Source organism: Pilimelia columellifera subsp. columellifera, assembly GCF_039532605.1.
GTDB classification, from domain to species: domain Bacteria; phylum Actinomycetota; class Actinomycetes; order Mycobacteriales; family Micromonosporaceae; genus Pilimelia; species Pilimelia columellifera.
This window is the reverse complement of record NZ_BAAARY010000001.1, coordinates 141,174-157,504: the sequence shown is the minus strand read 5'-3', so window position 1 is coordinate 157,504 and position 16,331 is coordinate 141,174. Positions and strand designations below refer to the sequence as shown.

Here is a 16,331-nt window from a genome sequence, read left to right as displayed (position 1 = left end):
AGGTGGACGCTGTCCGCGAGCATATGTCGCCTGGGGGCTCAGCGCCGACGACCTGGCGAGGTAACGCCATCGGGAAACGCCCTGGGCTGACCTCCGTCCTGGGCTGCGTCCAGGCGACGTAGTCTCGGGGGGTGACGGTGAACCAGGAGATCGACGACATCCTGCGGCGGGCCGCTGACGGCGGCCGGATCAGCGCGGACGAGGCGCTGCTGCTGTATACCGAGGCGCCGTTCCACGCGCTGGGCGAGGCCGCCGACGCGGTGCGCCGGCGGCGTTACCCGGACAACATCGTCACGTATCTCATCGACCGGAACATCAACTACACGAACGTCTGTGTGACGGCCTGCAAGTTCTGCGCGTTCTACCGGGCCCCGAAGCACCGGGAGGGCTGGACGCATCCGACCGAGGAGATCCTGCGTCGCTGCGGCGAGGCGGTCGAGCTGGGCGCCACCCAGGTCATGCTCCAGGGCGGGCACCACCCGGACTACGGCGTCGAGTACTACGAGGCGCTGTTCGGGGCGGTCAAGGCGGCGTACCCGCAGTTGGTGATCCACTCGATCGGCCCCAGCGAGATCATGCACATGGCCAGGGTGTCCGCGGTCTCCATCGAGGACGCGGTCGTCCGGATCCAGGCGGCTGGGCTCGACTCGATCGCCGGCGCCGGCGCGGAGATGCTGCCGGAGCGGCCCCGACGGGCGATCGCCCCGCTGAAGGAGTCCGGCGAGCGGTGGCTGGAGGTCATGGAGGTCGCGCACCGGCACGGCCTGGAGTCCACGGCGACGATGATGATGGGCACCGGCGAGACCAACGCCGAGCGGATCGAGCACCTGCGGATGATCCGGGATGTGCAGGACCGCACCGGTGGTTTCCGGGCGTTCATCCCGTGGACGTACCAGCCGGAGAACAATCACCTCAAGGGCCGGACCCAGGCGACGACCCTGGAGTACCTGCGGCTTATCGCGGTGGCGCGGCTGTTCTTTGAGAATGTGGCGCACCTGCAGGCGTCCTGGCTGACCACCGGCAAGGACGCCGGCCAGCTGGCGCTGCACATGGGCGTCGACGACCTGGGCTCGATCATGTTGGAGGAGAACGTGATCTCCTCGGCCGGCGCGCGGCACCGCTCCAATCTCCAGGAGCTGATCGGCATGATCCGGACTGCTGACCGGATTCCGGCGCAGCGCGACACCCGGTACCGGCGGATGGCGGTCCACCGCACCCCGGCCGAGGATCCGACGGATGTGCGGGTGGTGTCGCACTTCTCGTCGATCGCGTTGCCTGGCGGCGGGGCCGGCCGGCAGTTGCCGCTCGTTGATGCCGGGACCACTTCAGAGTGATTCGTCCATGTTAATACCAGATCAAATGCTTCTTAATTGGACATTCCACTGAGCTGACTCCCCATGGCCCCGGTACTGGTTCGTTACCACTGATGGCGCGCGTGCCAGGCAGGTTCCGCACGCGCGACCGTCCGGTCGAGCCTCCAGGAGTGTCATGTCATCGGGTGGGTCCTGGCGTCGCGCGCACGCCGTCGTCGTGCTGCTGTTCGCCGCCATCCCGGTCTCCCCGACGCCAGCCGCCGCCGCCGTCCGGGGCGCGGCCACGGCGGCCGTCACCGACCTCGCCGTCACCGTGACCGGGCTGACGCTGGCCCGCGGCGCCCGGCACAAGGTCGCGGACGTGACCGTCCTCCACCGCGGCCGGTGGGCGGCTACCGGCGTCACGGTGACCATCGATCTGAGCCGGCTCGACCGCCGTCGGGCCAGGGTTGACGTCCCCGACCGGGCGGCCTGCCAGCTGCGCGGCACGGCGATCAGCTGCCGGGTCGCCGACATCCCCGCCGGCAGCGCGCTGGATCTGGCCGTCCCGGTGCGCGCCGTCGGGCCCACCAACGGCGCGGCCGGCGCGATCCGGGTCGCGGTGAGCCACGACGGTCCCGACCGGTGGCGGCCCAACAACGCGGTCACCGCCGACGTGACCGTCGCGGACCGCGGGCCCGACCTGTACGTGTACGCGCCCGATCTGCCGTTCGACGCCGGCGCCCGGGTGGTGGGCGCGGCGCGTCCCGGGCGGCCGACGCCGTTGCGGTTCGTCGTCGGCAACGCCGGCAACCAGCGGGCCTCGGGGTTTGTTGTCCGGATCGCGCTGCCGCACGGCGTCCGGTTCGCCAAACGCCGACCGGCCTGCCGTTACCCGGCCGGTGGCCGGCATCTGGAGTGCCGCTACCCGTCGGCGACGCTCGCGGCGCCCGGGCATGGGCGGGCGCGGCTGCGGTTCGTCGAGAACGTCGTGGTCGGCGCCGGCGTCGAGGGACGCGTCGTGCGTGGCGCCAGGGTCTCCGCCCACCCGTTGGGGGCGGCCCCGGCCGGTGAGCGTCCCGATCTCGATCCCAGCGACAACCGCGACGAGCTGGTGATCCACCTCGGCGACGGGCAGACCCGCGCCCTCGCCGGCGCCCCGCGGGCGCGCGCGGCTGGCGGCGCGGACCGCGACAGGACGGGTGGGCCGGGCGGAGGGTCGGCCGGCGTCGACGTAGGGACCGCGGTCGGCTGGTTGCCCCGCACCGGCGACGCGGCCGCCCGGTTGCTGGCCGCCGGCCTGCTCACGGCTGTCGCCGGGGTCGGTCTGGTGGCGGGCTCCCGCCGGCGGAGCAGGCCACCGGCGCCGGTCCGGGTCGCCCGCCGCCGGAACTGACCCCGCGCCGGACTGCGCCCGTGGCGCTGGCACAGTGTTGGCATGACGGGACGACGCGCCGAACTTGACAAGCAGCCCCACGAGGTCGCCGCGATGTTCGACGACGTCGCCGAGCATTACGACCGCACGAACACGGTGCTCTCCTTCGGCCAGGACCGCCGCTGGCGCCGGGCGACCAGTCGGGCGTTGGACCTGCGTCCAGGGGAGAAGGTGCTCGATGTCGGCGCGGGCACCGGCGTCTCGACGGCGGAGCTGGCCGTGTCCGGGGCGTTCGCGGTCGGCAGCGACCTCTCGCTCGGGATGCTCGCTGCGGGGCGGCGGAGTCGTCCGCTGGCGTCGCTGACCGCCGGGGACGCCCTGGCGTTGCCGTTCGCCGACGGCGCCTTCGACGCGGTGACGATCTCCTTCGCGCTGCGCAACGTGGTGGACACCGCGGCCGCGTTGCGGGAGCTGCTGCGGGTGACCAGGCCCGGCGGCCGGTTGGTGGTGTGCGAGTTCAGCCATCCGACCAATCCGGTCTTCCGGACGGCGTACCTGTCCTATCTCATGCGTTCGCTGCCGGCGGTGGCCCGTCGGGTCTCCAGCAATCCGGACGCGTACGTGTATCTGGCTGAGTCGATCCGGGCGTGGGCGGACCAGCCGGCGCTGGCGGCCACGATCGCCGGCGCCGGCTGGTCGAGGGTCGGCTGGCGCAACCTCACCGGAGGCGTCGTCGCGCTGCACCGGGCGACCCGATCGGTGGGGTCGCCCGACTGACCTGAGGTCGCTTGCGTAGTTTGACGATTTTGCGTGATATGCGGCCTTACGCTCTCCGGTAGTGGAAACAGGCGGAGGGGGCGATCTTGGCGATCATGCAGGAGCCGGCGGCAGTCGACCGGACGGAGCTGGGCGCGGACGATCCCGCCCGTGAGCTGGCCGAGCAGCTACGGGCGCTGGCGACAGTCGACCCGCAGCTGGCCAACCAGCTCGTCAGCGAACTGGTCGCGTCGGTCGACAAAGCCACTGACGGCGCGTTCACGGCCCGGCTCGATCCGCAGGTCCGGGTGGCACTCGGACTGCCGGCCCAGCCTCTCGGTGGGGGTTAGGGTCGCCTAACCCCGTTGGGGTGACCGCGCGGTTCTAGACTCTGCCCGGACGAGCTTGTGAAGAGTTTCACGAGCGCCAGGCGGGCCCCACGAGGGACGACGGGTGACAGCGGAGGTGCGGTGACCGTGGAAGAGCCGAAGCGCCAGCCACGGCACGCGGCCGACAGCGGGCCGACCAGCGGTGGCGACCTCTCCGTGCGGCGGCGCGCCACCCCCGTCGACACCGCCGACGTCATCGTCGTCGGGGCCGGTCCGGGCGGGTCAGCCGCGGCCTACCACCTCGCGGGCCACGGGGCCCGGGTCCTGCTGCTGGAGAAGACCCATTTCCCGCGCGAGAAGGTCTGCGGCGACGGGCTCACCCCGCGGGCGGTCAAGCAGCTCATCGCCATGGGCGTCGACACCTCGCCCGGGGCGGGCTGGGTGCGCAACCGCGGCCTGCGGGTCATCGGCGGCGGCCTACGGCTGGAGCTGGACTGGCCCGAGCTGGCCAGCTTCCCCGGCTACGGCCTCGTCCGCACCCGGCACGACTTCGACGACATCCTCGCCAGGCGCGCGGTCGCGGCCGGCGCCGACCTGCGCACCGGCGTCAACGTCGCCGGCCCCGTCCTCGACGCCGACGACCGGGTGGCCGGCGTCACGGCAGTCGTCGACGGCGAGGAGGTCCAGTTCCACGCCCCGCTGGTCCTCTCCGCCGACGGCGTCTCCGGTCGCCTGCCGCTGGCCCTGGGCCTGGCCAAGCGCGAGGACCGGCCGATCGGCGTGGCCGTCCGGCAGTACATCCGCTCGGCTGCCCGCACCCACGACGACTACCTCGAGTCGTGGTTGGAGCTGCGCAGCAAGGAAGCCGGCGACAACCTCCTGCCCGGCTACGGCTGGCTGTTCGGCCTCGGCGACGGACGGGTCAACGTCGGCCTCGGCGTGCTCAACAGCAGCGCCGCCTTCGGCAACACCAACTACCGGCACATGCTGCGCGACTGGCTCGCTAACACCCCCGAGGAGTGGGGCCTGAGCGACCCGGCCAACGCCGACGGCAAAGTCCTCGGCGCCGCGTTGCCGATGGGCTTCAACCGGGTGCCCCACTACACCCGGGGGATGCTGCTCGTCGGCGACTCCGGTGGCATGGTCAACCCGTTCAACGGCGAGGGCATCGCCTACGCGATGGAGTCCGGCGCGCTGGCCGCCGAGATCGCGCTTCAGGCGTTGACCAGACCGCCCGGCCCGGCCCGCGAGCGCGCCCTCGGCCACTACGCCACCGAGTTGAAGGCCCGGTACGGCGGTTACTACCGGCTCGGCGGGATCTTCGTGAAGCTCATCGGCAACCCGGACGTCATGCGGATCGCCACCCAGCACGGCCTGCCGCACCCGACGCTCATGCGCTTCGTGCTCAAGCTGCTCGCCAACCTCACCGACGTCCGCGGCGGCGACGCCATGGACCGCGTCATCAACGGCCTGACGAGGCTGGCGCCGGCGGTGTGAGGAGTTCACCCCCGCGGTAGCGGGTTTGCACATCGCCCCGCGGGAGCGGGGCCGCACAGGGTCGAATAGGGTCACGCACCACCGCGGCGCCAGCCGTCGACCGGGCAAGGGCTAGGAAGGACGAGCAGGGGAAGACAATGTCGCTCTCGGCTTATGTACCCATCGTCGCGCTCTTCGCGCTCGCGGCCGCGTTCGCGCTGGGCTCCGTGGGGGTCTCGCTCGTGGTGGGCCCCAAGCGGTTCAACCGGGCCAAGCACGCCGCCTACGAGTGCGGGATCGAGTCGTCCCCGCAGCCGGTGGGCGGCGGACGGTTCCCGATCAAGTTCTACCTGACCGCGATGCTCTTCATCATCTTCGACATCGAGATCATCTTCTTGTATCCGTGGGCGGTGACGTTCGACGCCCTGGGGCTCTTCGGCTTCGTCGAGATGATCCTCTTCATTGCGACCGTGTTCGTGGCCTACGCGTACGTGTGGCGTCGCGGCGGACTGAACTGGGACTGAGAGAGAAGTCATGGGTATCGAGGAGAAGCTGCCCAGCGGCATCCTGCTCACCACCGTCGAATCGGTGATCAACTACGCCCGCAAGTCCTCCACCTGGGGCGCCACCTTCGGACTCGCCTGCTGCGCGATCGAGATGATGGCCTCCGGCGCCCCCCACTACGACCTCGGTCGTTGGGGCATGGAGGTGTTCCGGGCCTCGCCCCGGCAGGCGGACCTGATGATCGTCGCCGGTCGGGTGAGCCAGAAGATGGCGCCGGTGCTGCGGCAGATCTACGACCAGATGACCGCCCCCAAGTGGGTGCTCTCGATGGGCGTCTGCGCGTCCTCCGGTGGCATGTTCAACAACTACGCCATCGTGCAGGGCGTGGACCACGTCGTTCCCGTCGACATGTACCTGCCCGGCTGCCCGCCGCGGCCCGAGATGCTCATCGACGCGATCCTCAAGCTCCGCGAGAAGATCATGCACGAGCCGCTCGGCGAGAACGGCCGCAAGATGGCCGCCGCCCGCCTGGCCGCCGGCAAGGGTCCGATCGTGGCCCCCGGCGCGATGCCTTCGTCCTACCGCAGCGACAAGGCCCGCGCCCGGGAGTGGGAGCAGGCCGTCCAGGAGGGCCGCGAGGAGCAGTTGCGGATCGAGAAGTGGATGAACGAGCAGCGTCACCTGAAGGAGGTTGGACGTTGGTAGCCAACGGCCTGGAGCCGGCCGGTCGGGCCAGCGCGCCGCAGCAGGGCATGTTCGGCGTCGGCGGCTCCGGCGACACCTCCGGCTTCGGTGGCCTGAGCCGGGTCGGGACGGCGGTCACCCAGACGCAGCGTCCGTACGGCGGGTACTTCGACGAGGTCCACGACGCGCTCGCCGAGGCCTTCCCCGGCTTCGACGACGCGATCGAGCGGGTCGTCGTCGACCGTGGCGAGCTGACCCTGCACGTACGGGCCGAGCGGATCGCCGAGTTGTGCCAGACCCTGCGCGACGACGAGGCGCTGCGGTTCGAGCTGTGCAACAGCGTGTCCGGCGTCGACTACCTCGGCAGCGACGCGCGGCGGCTGCACGTCGTCTATCACCTGACCTCGATGACGTACCGGCGCCGGATCCGGCTTGAGGTCGCGGTCACCGTCGAGGAGCCCCGGGTGCCCAGCGTCACCGCGGTGTACCCGACGGCGGACTGGCAGGAGCGCGAGGCGTACGACATGTTCGGCGTCGTCTTCACCGGCCACCCGAACCTCACCCGCGTCCTCATGCCCGACGACTGGGAGGGTCACCCCCAGCGCAAGGACTACCCGCTGGGCGGCGTTCCGGTCGAGTACAAGGGCGTCGAGATCCCGCCCCCGGACACGCGGAGGTCCTACCGATGAGCGAGCCCGAAAACCTCACCTACGCGGCGGCCCGCGACACCACCGAGGGCAAGGTCTTCACCGTCACCGGCGGGGACTGGGACCAGGTGGTCCGGGGCGTCGATCCGCTCAACGACGAGAAGATCATCGTCAACATGGGTCCGCAGCACCCGTCGACGCACGGCGTGCTGCGGCTGGTCTGCGAGCTGGAGGGCGAGACGGTCACCGAGGTCCGTCCGATCGTGGGCTACCTGCACACCGGCATCGAGAAGAACCTCGAGTACCGCAACTGGACCCAGGGCACGACCTTCGTGACCCGGATGGACTATCTGGCGCCGATCTTCAACGAGACGGCGTACTGCCTGGCCGTGGAGAAGCTGCTCGGGGTCACCGACCAGATTCCGGAGCGGGCCACCACGATCCGGGTGCTCATGATGGAGCTGAACCGGATCGCCTCGCACCTGGTCTGGCTGGGCACCACCGGCATGGAGCTGGGCGCGATCTCGGCGATGCTGTACTGCTTCCGCGAGCGGGAGCTGATCCTCGAGATCTTCGAGATGACCTGCGGCCTGCGGATGAACATGGCGTACGTGCGTCCGGGCGGCGTCGCCCAGGACATCCCGGACGCGGCGATCGTGAAGATCAACGAGTTCCTTCAGCTCTTCCCGAAGAAGATGTCCGAGTACGAGGACCTGCTGTCGGGGCAGCCGATCTGGATCGAGCGGACCAAGGGCGTCGCGCTCCTGGACATCCCGGCGTGTCTGGCGATGGGCGTCACCGGTCCGGTGCTGCGCTCGGCCGGTCTGCCCTGGGACCTGCGCAAGACCGACCCGTACTGCGGTTACGAGACCTACGACTTCGACGTGCCGGTGGCCACCACCGCGGACGTGTGGGGCCGGTACGAGGTCCGGATGGCCGAGATGCGCGAGTCGATGAGGATCGTCGAGCAGGCGCTGGCGCGGCTCCGGCCGGGCCCGATCATGATCGCGGACAAGAAGATCGCCTGGCCGGCGCAGCTGGCCATGGGCGCGGACGGCATGGGCAACTCGCTCGAACACGTCGCCAAGATCATGGGCGAGTCGATGGAGTCGCTCATCCACCACTTCAAGCTGGTCACCGAGGGCTTCCGGGTCCCGGCCGGCCAGGTGTACCAGGCGATTGAGCATCCGCGCGGCGAGCTGGGCGCCCACGCCGTCTCCGACGGCGGGACCCGTCCGTACCGGGTGCACTACCGCGAGCCGAGTTTCATCAACCTCCAGGCGCTCCCGGCGATGGCCGAGGGCGGCCTCATCGCCGACGTCATCGCCGGCGGCGCTTCGTTGGACCCCGTCATGGGTGGGTGTGACCGCTGATGTCCGTACCAGTGAACGTCTCGATCGACGGCGCGCCGCCGCAGCTGGACAAGCTGTCGCCGGCCGCCCAGGCGCTGCGCCAGCAGCTCGACGGGCAGGTCGCCGAGATCCTGGCCCGTTACCCGGACGGCCCGCGCTCGGGACTGCTGCCGCTGCTGCACCTCGTGCAGTCCGTGGACGGCTACGTGACGCCGGCCGGCGTCGAGTACTGTGCTGCGGCGCTCGGCATCCACAAGGCGCAGGTCGCGGCGGTGGCCACGTTCTACACGATGTACAAGCGCAAGCCCACCGGCGAGTACCTGGTGAGCGTGTGCACGAACACCATGTGCAACGTGCTCGGCGGCCAGGAGGTCTACGACACCCTGACCGAGCTGCTGGGCGTCGGGCATGACGAGACCACCGCCGACGGCAGGATCACGCTGGAGCACGCCGAGTGCCTGGCGGCCTGTGACTACGGCCCGGTGATGACCGTCAACTACGACTTCTTCGACGAGGTCACCCCGGACGGCGCCGTCGACGTGGTGAACAGGCTGCGCGGCGGCGAGCGCCCACAGCCCAGTCGGGGCGCGCGGCTCTGCTCGCTCAAGGAGATGGCCGTCCAGCTCGCCGGCTTCGCCGACGACCGGGACGGCGCGGTCGCGGACCTCGGGGCCGGCGCAGCCACCCTGCGCGGCAACCGGCTGGCAGAGCAGCACGGCATCTCCGTGCCCGGCTTCGACCCGAACACCCCGATCCCGACTGGCGACGGCCGCAACGCCAGGCCCACGGCTGTCCCGGCGGCGAACAAACCGGCCAGCGACCGTAAACCGGCCGGCGACGCCCCGCAGCCGCAGGACAAGCTGCTCTCCGACGCCAAGGGGGAGACCCGTGACTGAGCCCCGGCGGGAGACCCTCGCCAAGCTGACCCCGGTGCTCACCAAGCGCTGGCTGTCGCCGGACGCCTGGCGGTTGGACACCTACGAGCAGCTCGACGGCTACGCCGCGCTGCGCAAGGCGCTGGCGGCGCACCCCGACGACGTCATCCAGCTCGTCAAGGACTCCGGCCTGCGTGGCCGGGGCGGCGCCGGCTTCCCGACCGGTCTCAAGTGGGGCTTCATCCCGCAGAACGATGGCAAGCCGCACTATCTCGTCGTCAACGCCGACGAGGGCGAGCCGGGCACCTGCAAGGACCTACCGCTGATGACGTGCGACCCGCACTCGCTCATCGAGGGCGTTGTCATCGCCTCGTACGCGATCCGTGCCAAGCGCGCGTACATCTACATCCGCGGCGAGGCGGTGCATGCTGCCCGCCGGCTGCGACACGCCATCGACGAGGCGTACAAGGCCGGTTATCTGGGCGCCAACATCATGGGCTCGGGCTTCGACCTGGACCTGACCGTCCACTCCGGCGCCGGCGCGTACATCTGCGGCGAGGAGACGGCGCTGCTGGACTCGTTGGAGGGCCGGCGCGGCCAGCCCCGGCTCCGGCCGCCGTTCCCGGCGACCCACGGCCTGTACGCCTGCCCGACGGTGGTCAACAACGTCGGCACGATCGCCTCGGTGCCGTACATCGTGCTGGGCGGCTCGGCGTGGTGGAAGTCGATGGGCACCGAGAAGTCGTCCGGCCCGATGATCTATTCGCTCTCCGGCCGGGTGAACGACCCGGGCCAGTACGAGTGCGGACTGGGCATCACGTTACGGGAGCTGATCGAGCTGGCCGGCGGGATGAAGCCGGGGCACAACCTGCGCTTCTGGACCCCGGGCGGCTCGTCGACGCCGCTGCTGACCGCCGAGCACCTGGACGTTCCGCTGGACTTCGAGGCGGTGGCCGCTGCGGGCTCGATCCTGGGCACCACGGCGACGCAGATCTTCTCCGACCAGGACTGCCCGGTCTACGCCACCTACCGGTGGATCGAGTTCTACCACCACGAGTCGTGCGGCAAGTGCACCCCGTGCCGCGAGGGCAACTACTGGATGGTCCGGATCTTCCGGCGGCTGCTGTCCGGCGGCGGCGCCCACGAGGACCTGGACACGCTGCTGGACGCCTGCGACAACATCCTCGGCCGCTCGTTCTGCGGCCTGGGCGACGGCGCGACCAGCCCGGTGACGTCGTCGCTGAAGTACTTCAAACAGGACTACCTGGACTACATCGAGGGTCGCAAGGCGCCGCGTCTGAGCGCCGCCGCCCTGGCAGGAGCCCACTGATCATGACTGATGTGGACAAGACGGTGGACATGGTCACGCTGACCATCGACGGGGTCGAGGTCACCGCGCCGAAAGGCGAACTGGTCATCCGGACCGCCGAGCGGATGGGCGTGGCGATCCCGCGCTTCTGCGACCACCCGCTGCTGGCGCCCGCGGGCGCCTGCCGGCAGTGCCTGGTCGAGGTGGAGGGTCAGCGCAAGCCGGTAGCCTCCTGCACCCAGCCCGTCGCCGACGGCATGGTGGTGAACACCCAGATGACCTCCGAGGTGGCCGACAAGGCCCAGCGTGGACAGATGGAGTTCCTGCTCATCAACCACCCGCTCGACTGCCCGATGTGCGACAAGGGCGGCGAGTGCCCGTTGCAGAACCAGGCGATGTCCAGCGGTCGCAGCGACTCGCGCTTCCACGAGCACAAGCGCGAGTACGTCAAGCCGATGCCGATCTCGTCGCAGGTGCTGCTGGACCGGGAGCGCTGTGTGCTGTGCCAGCGCTGCACCCGGTTCTCGGACCAGATCGCCGGTGACAAGTTCATCGACCTCATGGACCGGGGCTCGGCCGAGCAGATCAACATCTACCGGGACGACTACTTCGGCGGCGACGGGGACGGCTCCACTCCCGGCGACAATGACGCCCCGTTCCAGTCGTACTTCTCCGGCAACACCGTCCAGATCTGCCCGGTGGGGGCGCTCACCGGCGCCCAGTACCGGTTCCGGGCCCGCCCGTTCGACCTGGTGTCGTCGCCGAGCGTCTGCGAGCACTGCTCGGCCGGTTGCGCTCAGCGCGCCGACCACCGGCGCGGCAAGGTCATGCGTCGGCTCGCCGGTGAGGACCCGCAGGTCAACGAGGAGTGGAACTGCGACAAGGGCCGGTGGGGCTTCCAGTACGCCACCGCCTTCGACCGGCTCACCTCGCCGCTGGTGCGCGACGCCGGGACCGGCGAGCTGCGTGAGGCGTCGTGGAGCGAGGCGCTGGCGGTCGCGGCGCGCGGCCTGGCCGGGGCCAAGGCCGGTCGCGGCGCCGCGGTGCTCACCGGCGGTCGGCTGACCGTCGAGGACGCCTACGCGTACGCCAAGTTCGCCCGGGTGGCCCTGGGCACCAACGACATCGACTTCCGGGCCCGCCCGACCCGGGCGGTTGGGGCCGGCGGCACTGAGGAGGCCGACTTCCTGGCCTCGACGGTCGCCGGACGCTCGGACGTCACCTACGCCGACATCGAGGCGGCGCCGGCGGTGGCACTGGTGGGGCTGGAGCCGGAGGAGGAGTGCCCGATCCTCTTCCTGCGGCTGCGTAAGGTCGTCCTGGCCCGCCGACTGCCGGTGGTGGCGCTGGCGCCGTTCACCAGCCACGGGCTGGCCAAACTCGGCGCGCGGGTCGTCACCACGGTCCCCGGCGACGAGGCCGCGACGTTGGCCGGCAACGACTCGCTCGCCGAGTCGCTGTCGAGGCCGGGCGCGCTGCTGTTCGTCGGCGAGCGCCTGGCGACCGTCCCCGGTGGCCTCTCGGCAGCCGCGGCGCTGGCCGCGCGGACCGGCGCGAGGCTGGCCTGGGTGCCGCGGCGCGCCGGCGACCGGGGCGCCCTGGACGCCGGTTGCCTGCCGAACCTGTTCCCCGGCGGTGGCCTGGTCACCGACCCGGCGGCGCGGGCTGCCGTCGGCGATGCCTGGGGCCTTGACGCTGGCGGACTGCCGGCGCGGGTGGGCCGGGACACCGACGCGATCCTCGCGGCGGCCGCCGCGGGCGAGCTGGACGCGCTGGTCGTCGCGGGCGTCGACCCGGCCGACCTGGCCGACCCGCGCCTGGCGGAGCAGGCCCTGGACGCGGTGCCGTTCCTGGTCAGCCTCGAGGTGCGCAACAGCGCGGTGAGCCGGCGGGCCGACGTGGTCCTGCCGGTGGCGCCGGTGGTCGAGAAGGCCGGGTCTTTCCTGGACTGGGAGGGCCGGCTGCGGCCGTTCGACCGGGTCCTCGACACCTCGGCCATGTCGGACGCGCGGGTGCTTGACGTGCTCGCCGGCCAGCTCGGCGCGGCGCTGGGCGTCGGCGAGATCGAGGCCGCCCGGCGCGAGCTGGGCGCGTTGCCGGTGGCTCCGGGCGAACGCCCGGACGCGCCGGCGGTGGCCGCGGCCGGCGCCCCGGCGGTCGGCGACGGCCAGGCTGTCCTGGCCACCTGGCACCAGCTCATCGACCTGGGCAGCCTGCTCGACGGCGACGAGCACCTGGGCGGCACCGCCCGGCCGGCGGTCGTCCGGATCAGCAAGGCCCTGGCCCAACGCCTCGGCGTCGCCGAGGGCGACCCGGTCACCGTCGGCGCCGAGCGCGGCGCGCTCACCCTGCCGGCGGCCGTGACCGACCTGCCCGACGCGGTGGTGTGGCTGCCCACGAACTCGCCCGGCGTCACGGTCCGCCGCAGCCTGGGCGCGGTCGGGGGATCGGTGGTGACGGTCGCGGCGGGCGCCGCGTCCGGCGCTGACGCGCCGGGCTCCGTGACGGTCTCCGCGGGAGGAAACCGATGACTTCGATCGTGGCGCAGGACCCCACGCTGACCGACTTCGGTCAGGACCCGTGGTGGCTCGTCCTGTGCAAGGTCCTGTTCGCCTTCGTGGTGGGCGCCGGCCTGACCGTGCTCGGCGTCTGGTTCGAGCGGCGGGTGGTGGCCTACATGGCCCAGCGCCCCGGCCCGAACCAGGTCGGCCCGTTCGGCCTGCTCCAGACCCTGATGGACGGCATCAAGGGCATGCTGAAGGAGGACCTGCTCCCCACCAAGGCGGACAAGGTCGTCTTCTTCTTCGCCCCGACCATCAGCGCGATCTTTGCGCTGACCGCGCTGTCGATCGTGCCGTTCGGTCCGATGGTGAGCATCGGCGGACACTGGACGCCGTTGCAGGTCACCGACGTCCCGGTGGGCGCGCTCATCGCGTTGGCGTGCTCGTCGATGGCGGTCTACGGCATCGTCCTGGGCGGTTGGGCGTCGGGCTCGACGTACCCGCTGCTGGGCGGCCTTCGGTCGTCGGCGCAGATGATCTCGTACGAGGTGGCGCTGGGCCTGTCGCTGGTGGCGGTCTTCATGACCGCCGGCACCATGTCGACGTCCGGCATCGTCGCCGCGCAGGCCGACGGGCAGCCGATCGACTCGCTGTTCGGCATCGACATCTCCGGCCTGAACCTGCACGCCCCGAGCTGGTACGCGCTGCTGCTCATCCCCAGCTTCCTGGTCTTCCTGGTCGCGGCGTTCGGTGAGACCAACCGGGCGCCGTTCGACCTGCCCGAGGCCGAGTCGGAGTTGGTCGCCGGCTACATGACCGAGTACGCCTCGATCAAGTTCATGCTGTACATGCTGGCCGAGTACGTCGCCATGGTGGGCATGTCCGCCATGATCACGACGCTGTTCCTCGGCGGCTGGCGGGCGCCCTGGCCGATCACGCTCTGGGAGGGCGCGAACTCCGGCTGGTTGCCGATGCTCTGGTTCTTCGCCAAGGTGACGCTGATCCTGTTCCTGTTCGTCTGGGTGCGGGCCACGCTGCCGCGACTGCGGTACGACCAGTTCATGCGCTTCGGCTGGAAGGTCCTGCTGCCGATCAACCTGGCCTGGATCGTGGCCCTGGCCGGCATCAAGGCGCTCCAGAACAACGACCCCAGCGAGCAGACCAAGTGGTTGATCGTCGGCGGGGTCGTCGGCGCGCTGGCCCTGGCCGCGCTGCTGTGGCCGTCGAAGCGGCCGCAACCCGAGCCGTCGCTGGCCGAGCAGCTCGCCGCCCGCCCGGCCGGCAGCTTCCCGGTCCCGCCGCTGGACCTTCAGGTGCCGCCGAGCCCCCGCGCCCGGCGGACCGTCGCCGGGCGTCAGCCCGCCAACGTCACCACCGAGACCATCGACAGCGCTGGAGCCGGCGACGCCGACGCCAGCCGGAAGGAGGTGTGACGTGGGCGCCGTCACCGACGCGGTGAAGGGCTTCGGCGTCACCTTCGCCCACATGTTTCGCAAGGTGGTCACCACCGACTACCCGTTCGAGCACCCCAAGACAGCGCCGCGGTACCACGGCCGGCACATCCTCAACCGTCACCCCGACGGGCTGGAGAAGTGCATCGGCTGTGAGCTGTGCGCCTGGGCGTGCCCGGCCGACGCGATCTATGTGGAGGGCGGCGACAACACCGAGGAGCAGCGATTCTCCCCGGGCGAGCGGTACGCGAGCGTGTACCAGATCAACTACGCCCGGTGCATCTTCTGTGGCCTGTGCATCGAGGCCTGCCCGACCCGTTCGCTCACCATGAGCAACGAGTACGAGCTGGCCCGCGACAGCCGCCAGGACCTGATCTTCACGAAGGAGCAGCTGCTCGCGCCGCTGCTCGAAGGCATGGAGCAGCCGCCGCACCCGATGCGGCTGGGTGACTCCGAGAAGGACTACTACGTCGGGGCGCTCACCAACCCCGGTACCTCCGCCGGGGCCGAGCACTCGTCGATGGGCCCGGGCCGGTACCGGCTGGAGCCGCACGGCGGGGTCGCCTTCCCGGGCGCCGAGCAGCAGGCCGACCGGGCAGCCGCGCACGGACCCCAGGAGGGCGTCGTCGACGGCGGCGTCGAGGCCGGCGTCCCGGACGGCAGCTACCGGCACCAGCCGGGCGCCAGCGGAAGGGGCCAGGAATGATCGTGGACGGGGTGTTGGCCGCGGCCGGTGACATGTCCGGCGGCGAGCTGGCCACGTTCTGGGTGCTGGCTCCGCTGGCCGTCATCGGCGGCCTCGGCATGGTCTTCGCCCGTAACGCGGTGCACTCGGCACTGTGGCTGGTCCTCACGATGCTCTGCCTGGGCGTCTTCTACGTGGTCCAGGCCGGGCCGTTCATCGGCGTCGCGCAGGTGATCGTCTACACCGGCGCCATCATGATGCTGTTCCTGTTCGTGCTCATGCTCGTCGGTCGGGACGCCTCCGACTCGCTCATCGAGACGCTGCGCGGGCAGCGGATCGCGGCGTTGCTGCTGGGCGTCGGTTTCGCCGGCCTGGTGGGCCTCGGCGCCTACCGGGCGATGGCCGAGCGGGGGCCAGCGGTCAACTTCACCTCCGAGCAGGTCAACGGGAACGTCCAGGCCATCGCCGCGACGATCTTCACCAAGTACGTCTTCGCGTTCGAGGTCACCTCGGCGCTGCTCATCACCGCCGCGATCGGCGCGATGGCGCTGGCGCACATCGAGAAGACGAAGGCCGAGCGCGCCGGCCAGCCGGAGCGGATGCGGCACCGGTTCCTGCCGGGCAGCTACCCCGGTCCGAAGGCGGGGCCGGGCGTTTACGCCACGTCCGACTCGGTCGCCACCCCGGGCCGGCTGCCCGACGGCACCCTCACTGACAGCAGCGTCCCGGCGATCATGCCGGTCCGCGAGCTTTCCGCGTCCGAGGCGGCGCCGAAGGGGACTGAGAAATGAGTCCTAGCGCGTACATCGTGCTGGCCGCGGTGCTGTTCACCATCGGCGCCAGCGGTGTGCTGGTGCGACGTAACGCCATCGTGCTGTTCATGTGCATCGAGCTGATGCTCAACGCCGCCAACCTCGCGCTGGTCACGTTCAGCCGCATGAACGGCGGGGTGGACGGTCAGGTGATGGCCTTCTTCGTCATGGTCGTCGCCGCCGCCGAGGTGGTCGTCGGCCTGGCCATCATCATGTCGATTTTCCGGACCCGGCGTTCGGCGAGCGTCGACGACGCCAACCTGCTGAAGTACTGAGGGGTCAC

15 protein-coding genes and 1 pseudogene are annotated in these 16,331 nt (G+C 71.0%); all 16 read left to right on the top strand.

What is annotated here, in order from left to right:
• The first annotated feature begins 131 nt into the window (after positions 1 to 131).
• The 16 genes and pseudogenes from mqnC (at position 132) to nuoK (ending at position 16,323) form a co-directional block, all read left to right on the top strand.
• The gene (gene mqnC, locus ABD287_RS00770) at positions 132 to 1,334 is read left to right on the top strand and encodes a cyclic dehypoxanthinyl futalosine synthase (RefSeq protein WP_344166732.1); all 1,203 of its coding nucleotides are present in this window, start codon (positions 132 to 134) and stop codon (positions 1,332 to 1,334) included.
• A gap of 154 nt (positions 1,335 to 1,488) precedes the next feature.
• The gene (locus ABD287_RS00765) at positions 1,489 to 2,688 is read left to right on the top strand and encodes a hypothetical protein (RefSeq protein ID WP_344166730.1); all 1,200 of its coding nucleotides are present in this window, start codon (positions 1,489 to 1,491) and stop codon (positions 2,686 to 2,688) included.
• Positions 2,689 to 2,730: 42 nt separating this feature from the next.
• Complete coding sequence (locus tag ABD287_RS00760) at positions 2,731 to 3,444, top strand: demethylmenaquinone methyltransferase (RefSeq protein ID WP_344166728.1); 714 nt, start codon at positions 2,731 to 2,733, stop codon at positions 3,442 to 3,444.
• Between the two features lie 86 nt (positions 3,445 to 3,530).
• Positions 3,531 to 3,773, top strand: coding sequence for a hypothetical protein (locus ABD287_RS00755; RefSeq protein WP_344166726.1), 243 nt, complete (start codon positions 3,531 to 3,533; stop codon positions 3,771 to 3,773).
• A 195-nt stretch (positions 3,774 to 3,968) separates the two neighbouring features.
• Entirely contained in the window at positions 3,969 to 5,249 is a 1,281-nt protein-coding gene (locus tag ABD287_RS00750; protein ID WP_344167711.1) for a geranylgeranyl reductase family protein, read from the top strand.
• A gap of 137 nt (positions 5,250 to 5,386) precedes the next feature.
• Entirely contained in the window at positions 5,387 to 5,752 is a 366-nt protein-coding gene (locus ABD287_RS00745; protein ID WP_344166724.1) for an NADH-quinone oxidoreductase subunit A, read from the top strand.
• Between the two features lie 10 nt (positions 5,753 to 5,762).
• A complete protein-coding gene (locus tag ABD287_RS00740; RefSeq protein WP_344166722.1) occupies positions 5,763 to 6,437 on the top strand; it encodes a NuoB/complex I 20 kDa subunit family protein in 675 nt (224 codons plus the stop codon).
• A gap of 47 nt (positions 6,438 to 6,484) precedes the next feature.
• On the top strand, positions 6,485 to 7,105 hold the full coding sequence (locus ABD287_RS00735) for an NADH-quinone oxidoreductase subunit C (RefSeq protein WP_344167708.1): 621 nt from the start codon (positions 6,485 to 6,487) through the stop codon (positions 7,103 to 7,105).
• Positions 7,102 to 8,436 (top strand): NADH-quinone oxidoreductase subunit D, encoded by a 1,335-nt coding sequence (locus ABD287_RS00730; RefSeq protein ID WP_344166720.1) that lies wholly within the window; start codon positions 7,102 to 7,104, stop codon positions 8,434 to 8,436. The genes ABD287_RS00735 and ABD287_RS00730 overlap by 4 nt, the downstream gene beginning before the upstream one ends.
• A complete protein-coding gene (gene nuoE, locus ABD287_RS00725; protein ID WP_344166718.1) occupies positions 8,436 to 9,311 on the top strand; it encodes an NADH-quinone oxidoreductase subunit NuoE in 876 nt (291 codons plus the stop codon). The genes ABD287_RS00730 and nuoE overlap by 1 nt, the downstream gene beginning before the upstream one ends.
• Positions 9,304 to 10,620 (top strand): NADH-quinone oxidoreductase subunit NuoF, encoded by a 1,317-nt coding sequence (gene nuoF / locus ABD287_RS00720; RefSeq protein ID WP_344166716.1) that lies wholly within the window; start codon positions 9,304 to 9,306, stop codon positions 10,618 to 10,620. The genes nuoE and nuoF overlap by 8 nt, the downstream gene beginning before the upstream one ends.
• A 2-nt stretch (positions 10,621 to 10,622) precedes the next feature.
• On the top strand, positions 10,623 to 13,130 hold the full coding sequence (locus ABD287_RS00715; protein ID WP_344166714.1) for an NADH-quinone oxidoreductase subunit G: 2,508 nt from the start codon (positions 10,623 to 10,625) through the stop codon (positions 13,128 to 13,130).
• Positions 13,127 to 14,533 carry an NADH-quinone oxidoreductase subunit NuoH gene (nuoH, locus tag ABD287_RS00710; protein WP_344166712.1) on the top strand — a complete coding sequence of 469 codons (1,407 nt, stop codon included), beginning with the start codon at positions 13,127 to 13,129 and terminating at the stop codon, positions 14,531 to 14,533. Before ABD287_RS00715 ends, nuoH begins: the two co-directional genes overlap by 4 nt.
• A gap of 1 nt (position 14,534) precedes the next feature.
• Positions 14,535 to 15,149: pseudogene (nuoI, locus tag ABD287_RS00705) on the top strand (NADH-quinone oxidoreductase subunit NuoI); the annotation flags it as partial.
• Positions 15,150 to 15,253: 104 nt separating this feature from the next.
• Positions 15,254 to 16,027: an NADH-quinone oxidoreductase subunit J gene (locus tag ABD287_RS00700; protein ID WP_344166710.1), complete on the top strand. Its 774-nt coding sequence runs from the start codon at positions 15,254 to 15,256 to the stop codon at positions 16,025 to 16,027.
• Entirely contained in the window at positions 16,024 to 16,323 is a 300-nt protein-coding gene (gene nuoK / locus ABD287_RS00695) for an NADH-quinone oxidoreductase subunit NuoK (protein ID WP_344166708.1), read from the top strand. Before ABD287_RS00700 ends, nuoK begins: the two co-directional genes overlap by 4 nt.
• Positions 16,324 to 16,331 lie beyond the last annotated feature (8 nt).

Excerpts from the sequence above, each read along its gene's own strand:
- nuoE (WP_344166718.1), top strand. The coding sequence starts at position 8,436 with ATGTCCGTACCAGTGAACGTCTCGATCGACGGCGCGCCGCCGCAGCTG.
- ABD287_RS00730 (WP_344166720.1), top strand. The coding sequence starts at position 7,102 with ATGAGCGAGCCCGAAAACCTCACCTACGCGGCGGCCCGCGACACCACC.
- ABD287_RS00745 (WP_344166724.1), top strand. The coding sequence starts at position 5,387 with ATGTCGCTCTCGGCTTATGTACCCATCGTCGCGCTCTTCGCGCTCGCG.
- nuoK (WP_344166708.1), top strand. The coding sequence starts at position 16,024 with ATGAGTCCTAGCGCGTACATCGTGCTGGCCGCGGTGCTGTTCACCATC.
- nuoH (WP_344166712.1), top strand. The coding sequence starts at position 13,127 with ATGACTTCGATCGTGGCGCAGGACCCCACGCTGACCGACTTCGGTCAG.
- ABD287_RS00715 (WP_344166714.1), top strand. The coding sequence starts at position 10,623 with ATGACTGATGTGGACAAGACGGTGGACATGGTCACGCTGACCATCGAC.
- ABD287_RS00735 (WP_344167708.1), top strand. The coding sequence starts at position 6,485 with ATGTTCGGCGTCGGCGGCTCCGGCGACACCTCCGGCTTCGGTGGCCTG.
- ABD287_RS00740 (WP_344166722.1), top strand. The coding sequence starts at position 5,763 with ATGGGTATCGAGGAGAAGCTGCCCAGCGGCATCCTGCTCACCACCGTC.
- ABD287_RS00765 (WP_344166730.1), top strand. The coding sequence starts at position 1,489 with ATGTCATCGGGTGGGTCCTGGCGTCGCGCGCACGCCGTCGTCGTGCTG.
- ABD287_RS00700 (WP_344166710.1), top strand. The coding sequence starts at position 15,254 with ATGATCGTGGACGGGGTGTTGGCCGCGGCCGGTGACATGTCCGGCGGC.
- ABD287_RS00760 (WP_344166728.1), top strand. The coding sequence starts at position 2,731 with ATGACGGGACGACGCGCCGAACTTGACAAGCAGCCCCACGAGGTCGCC.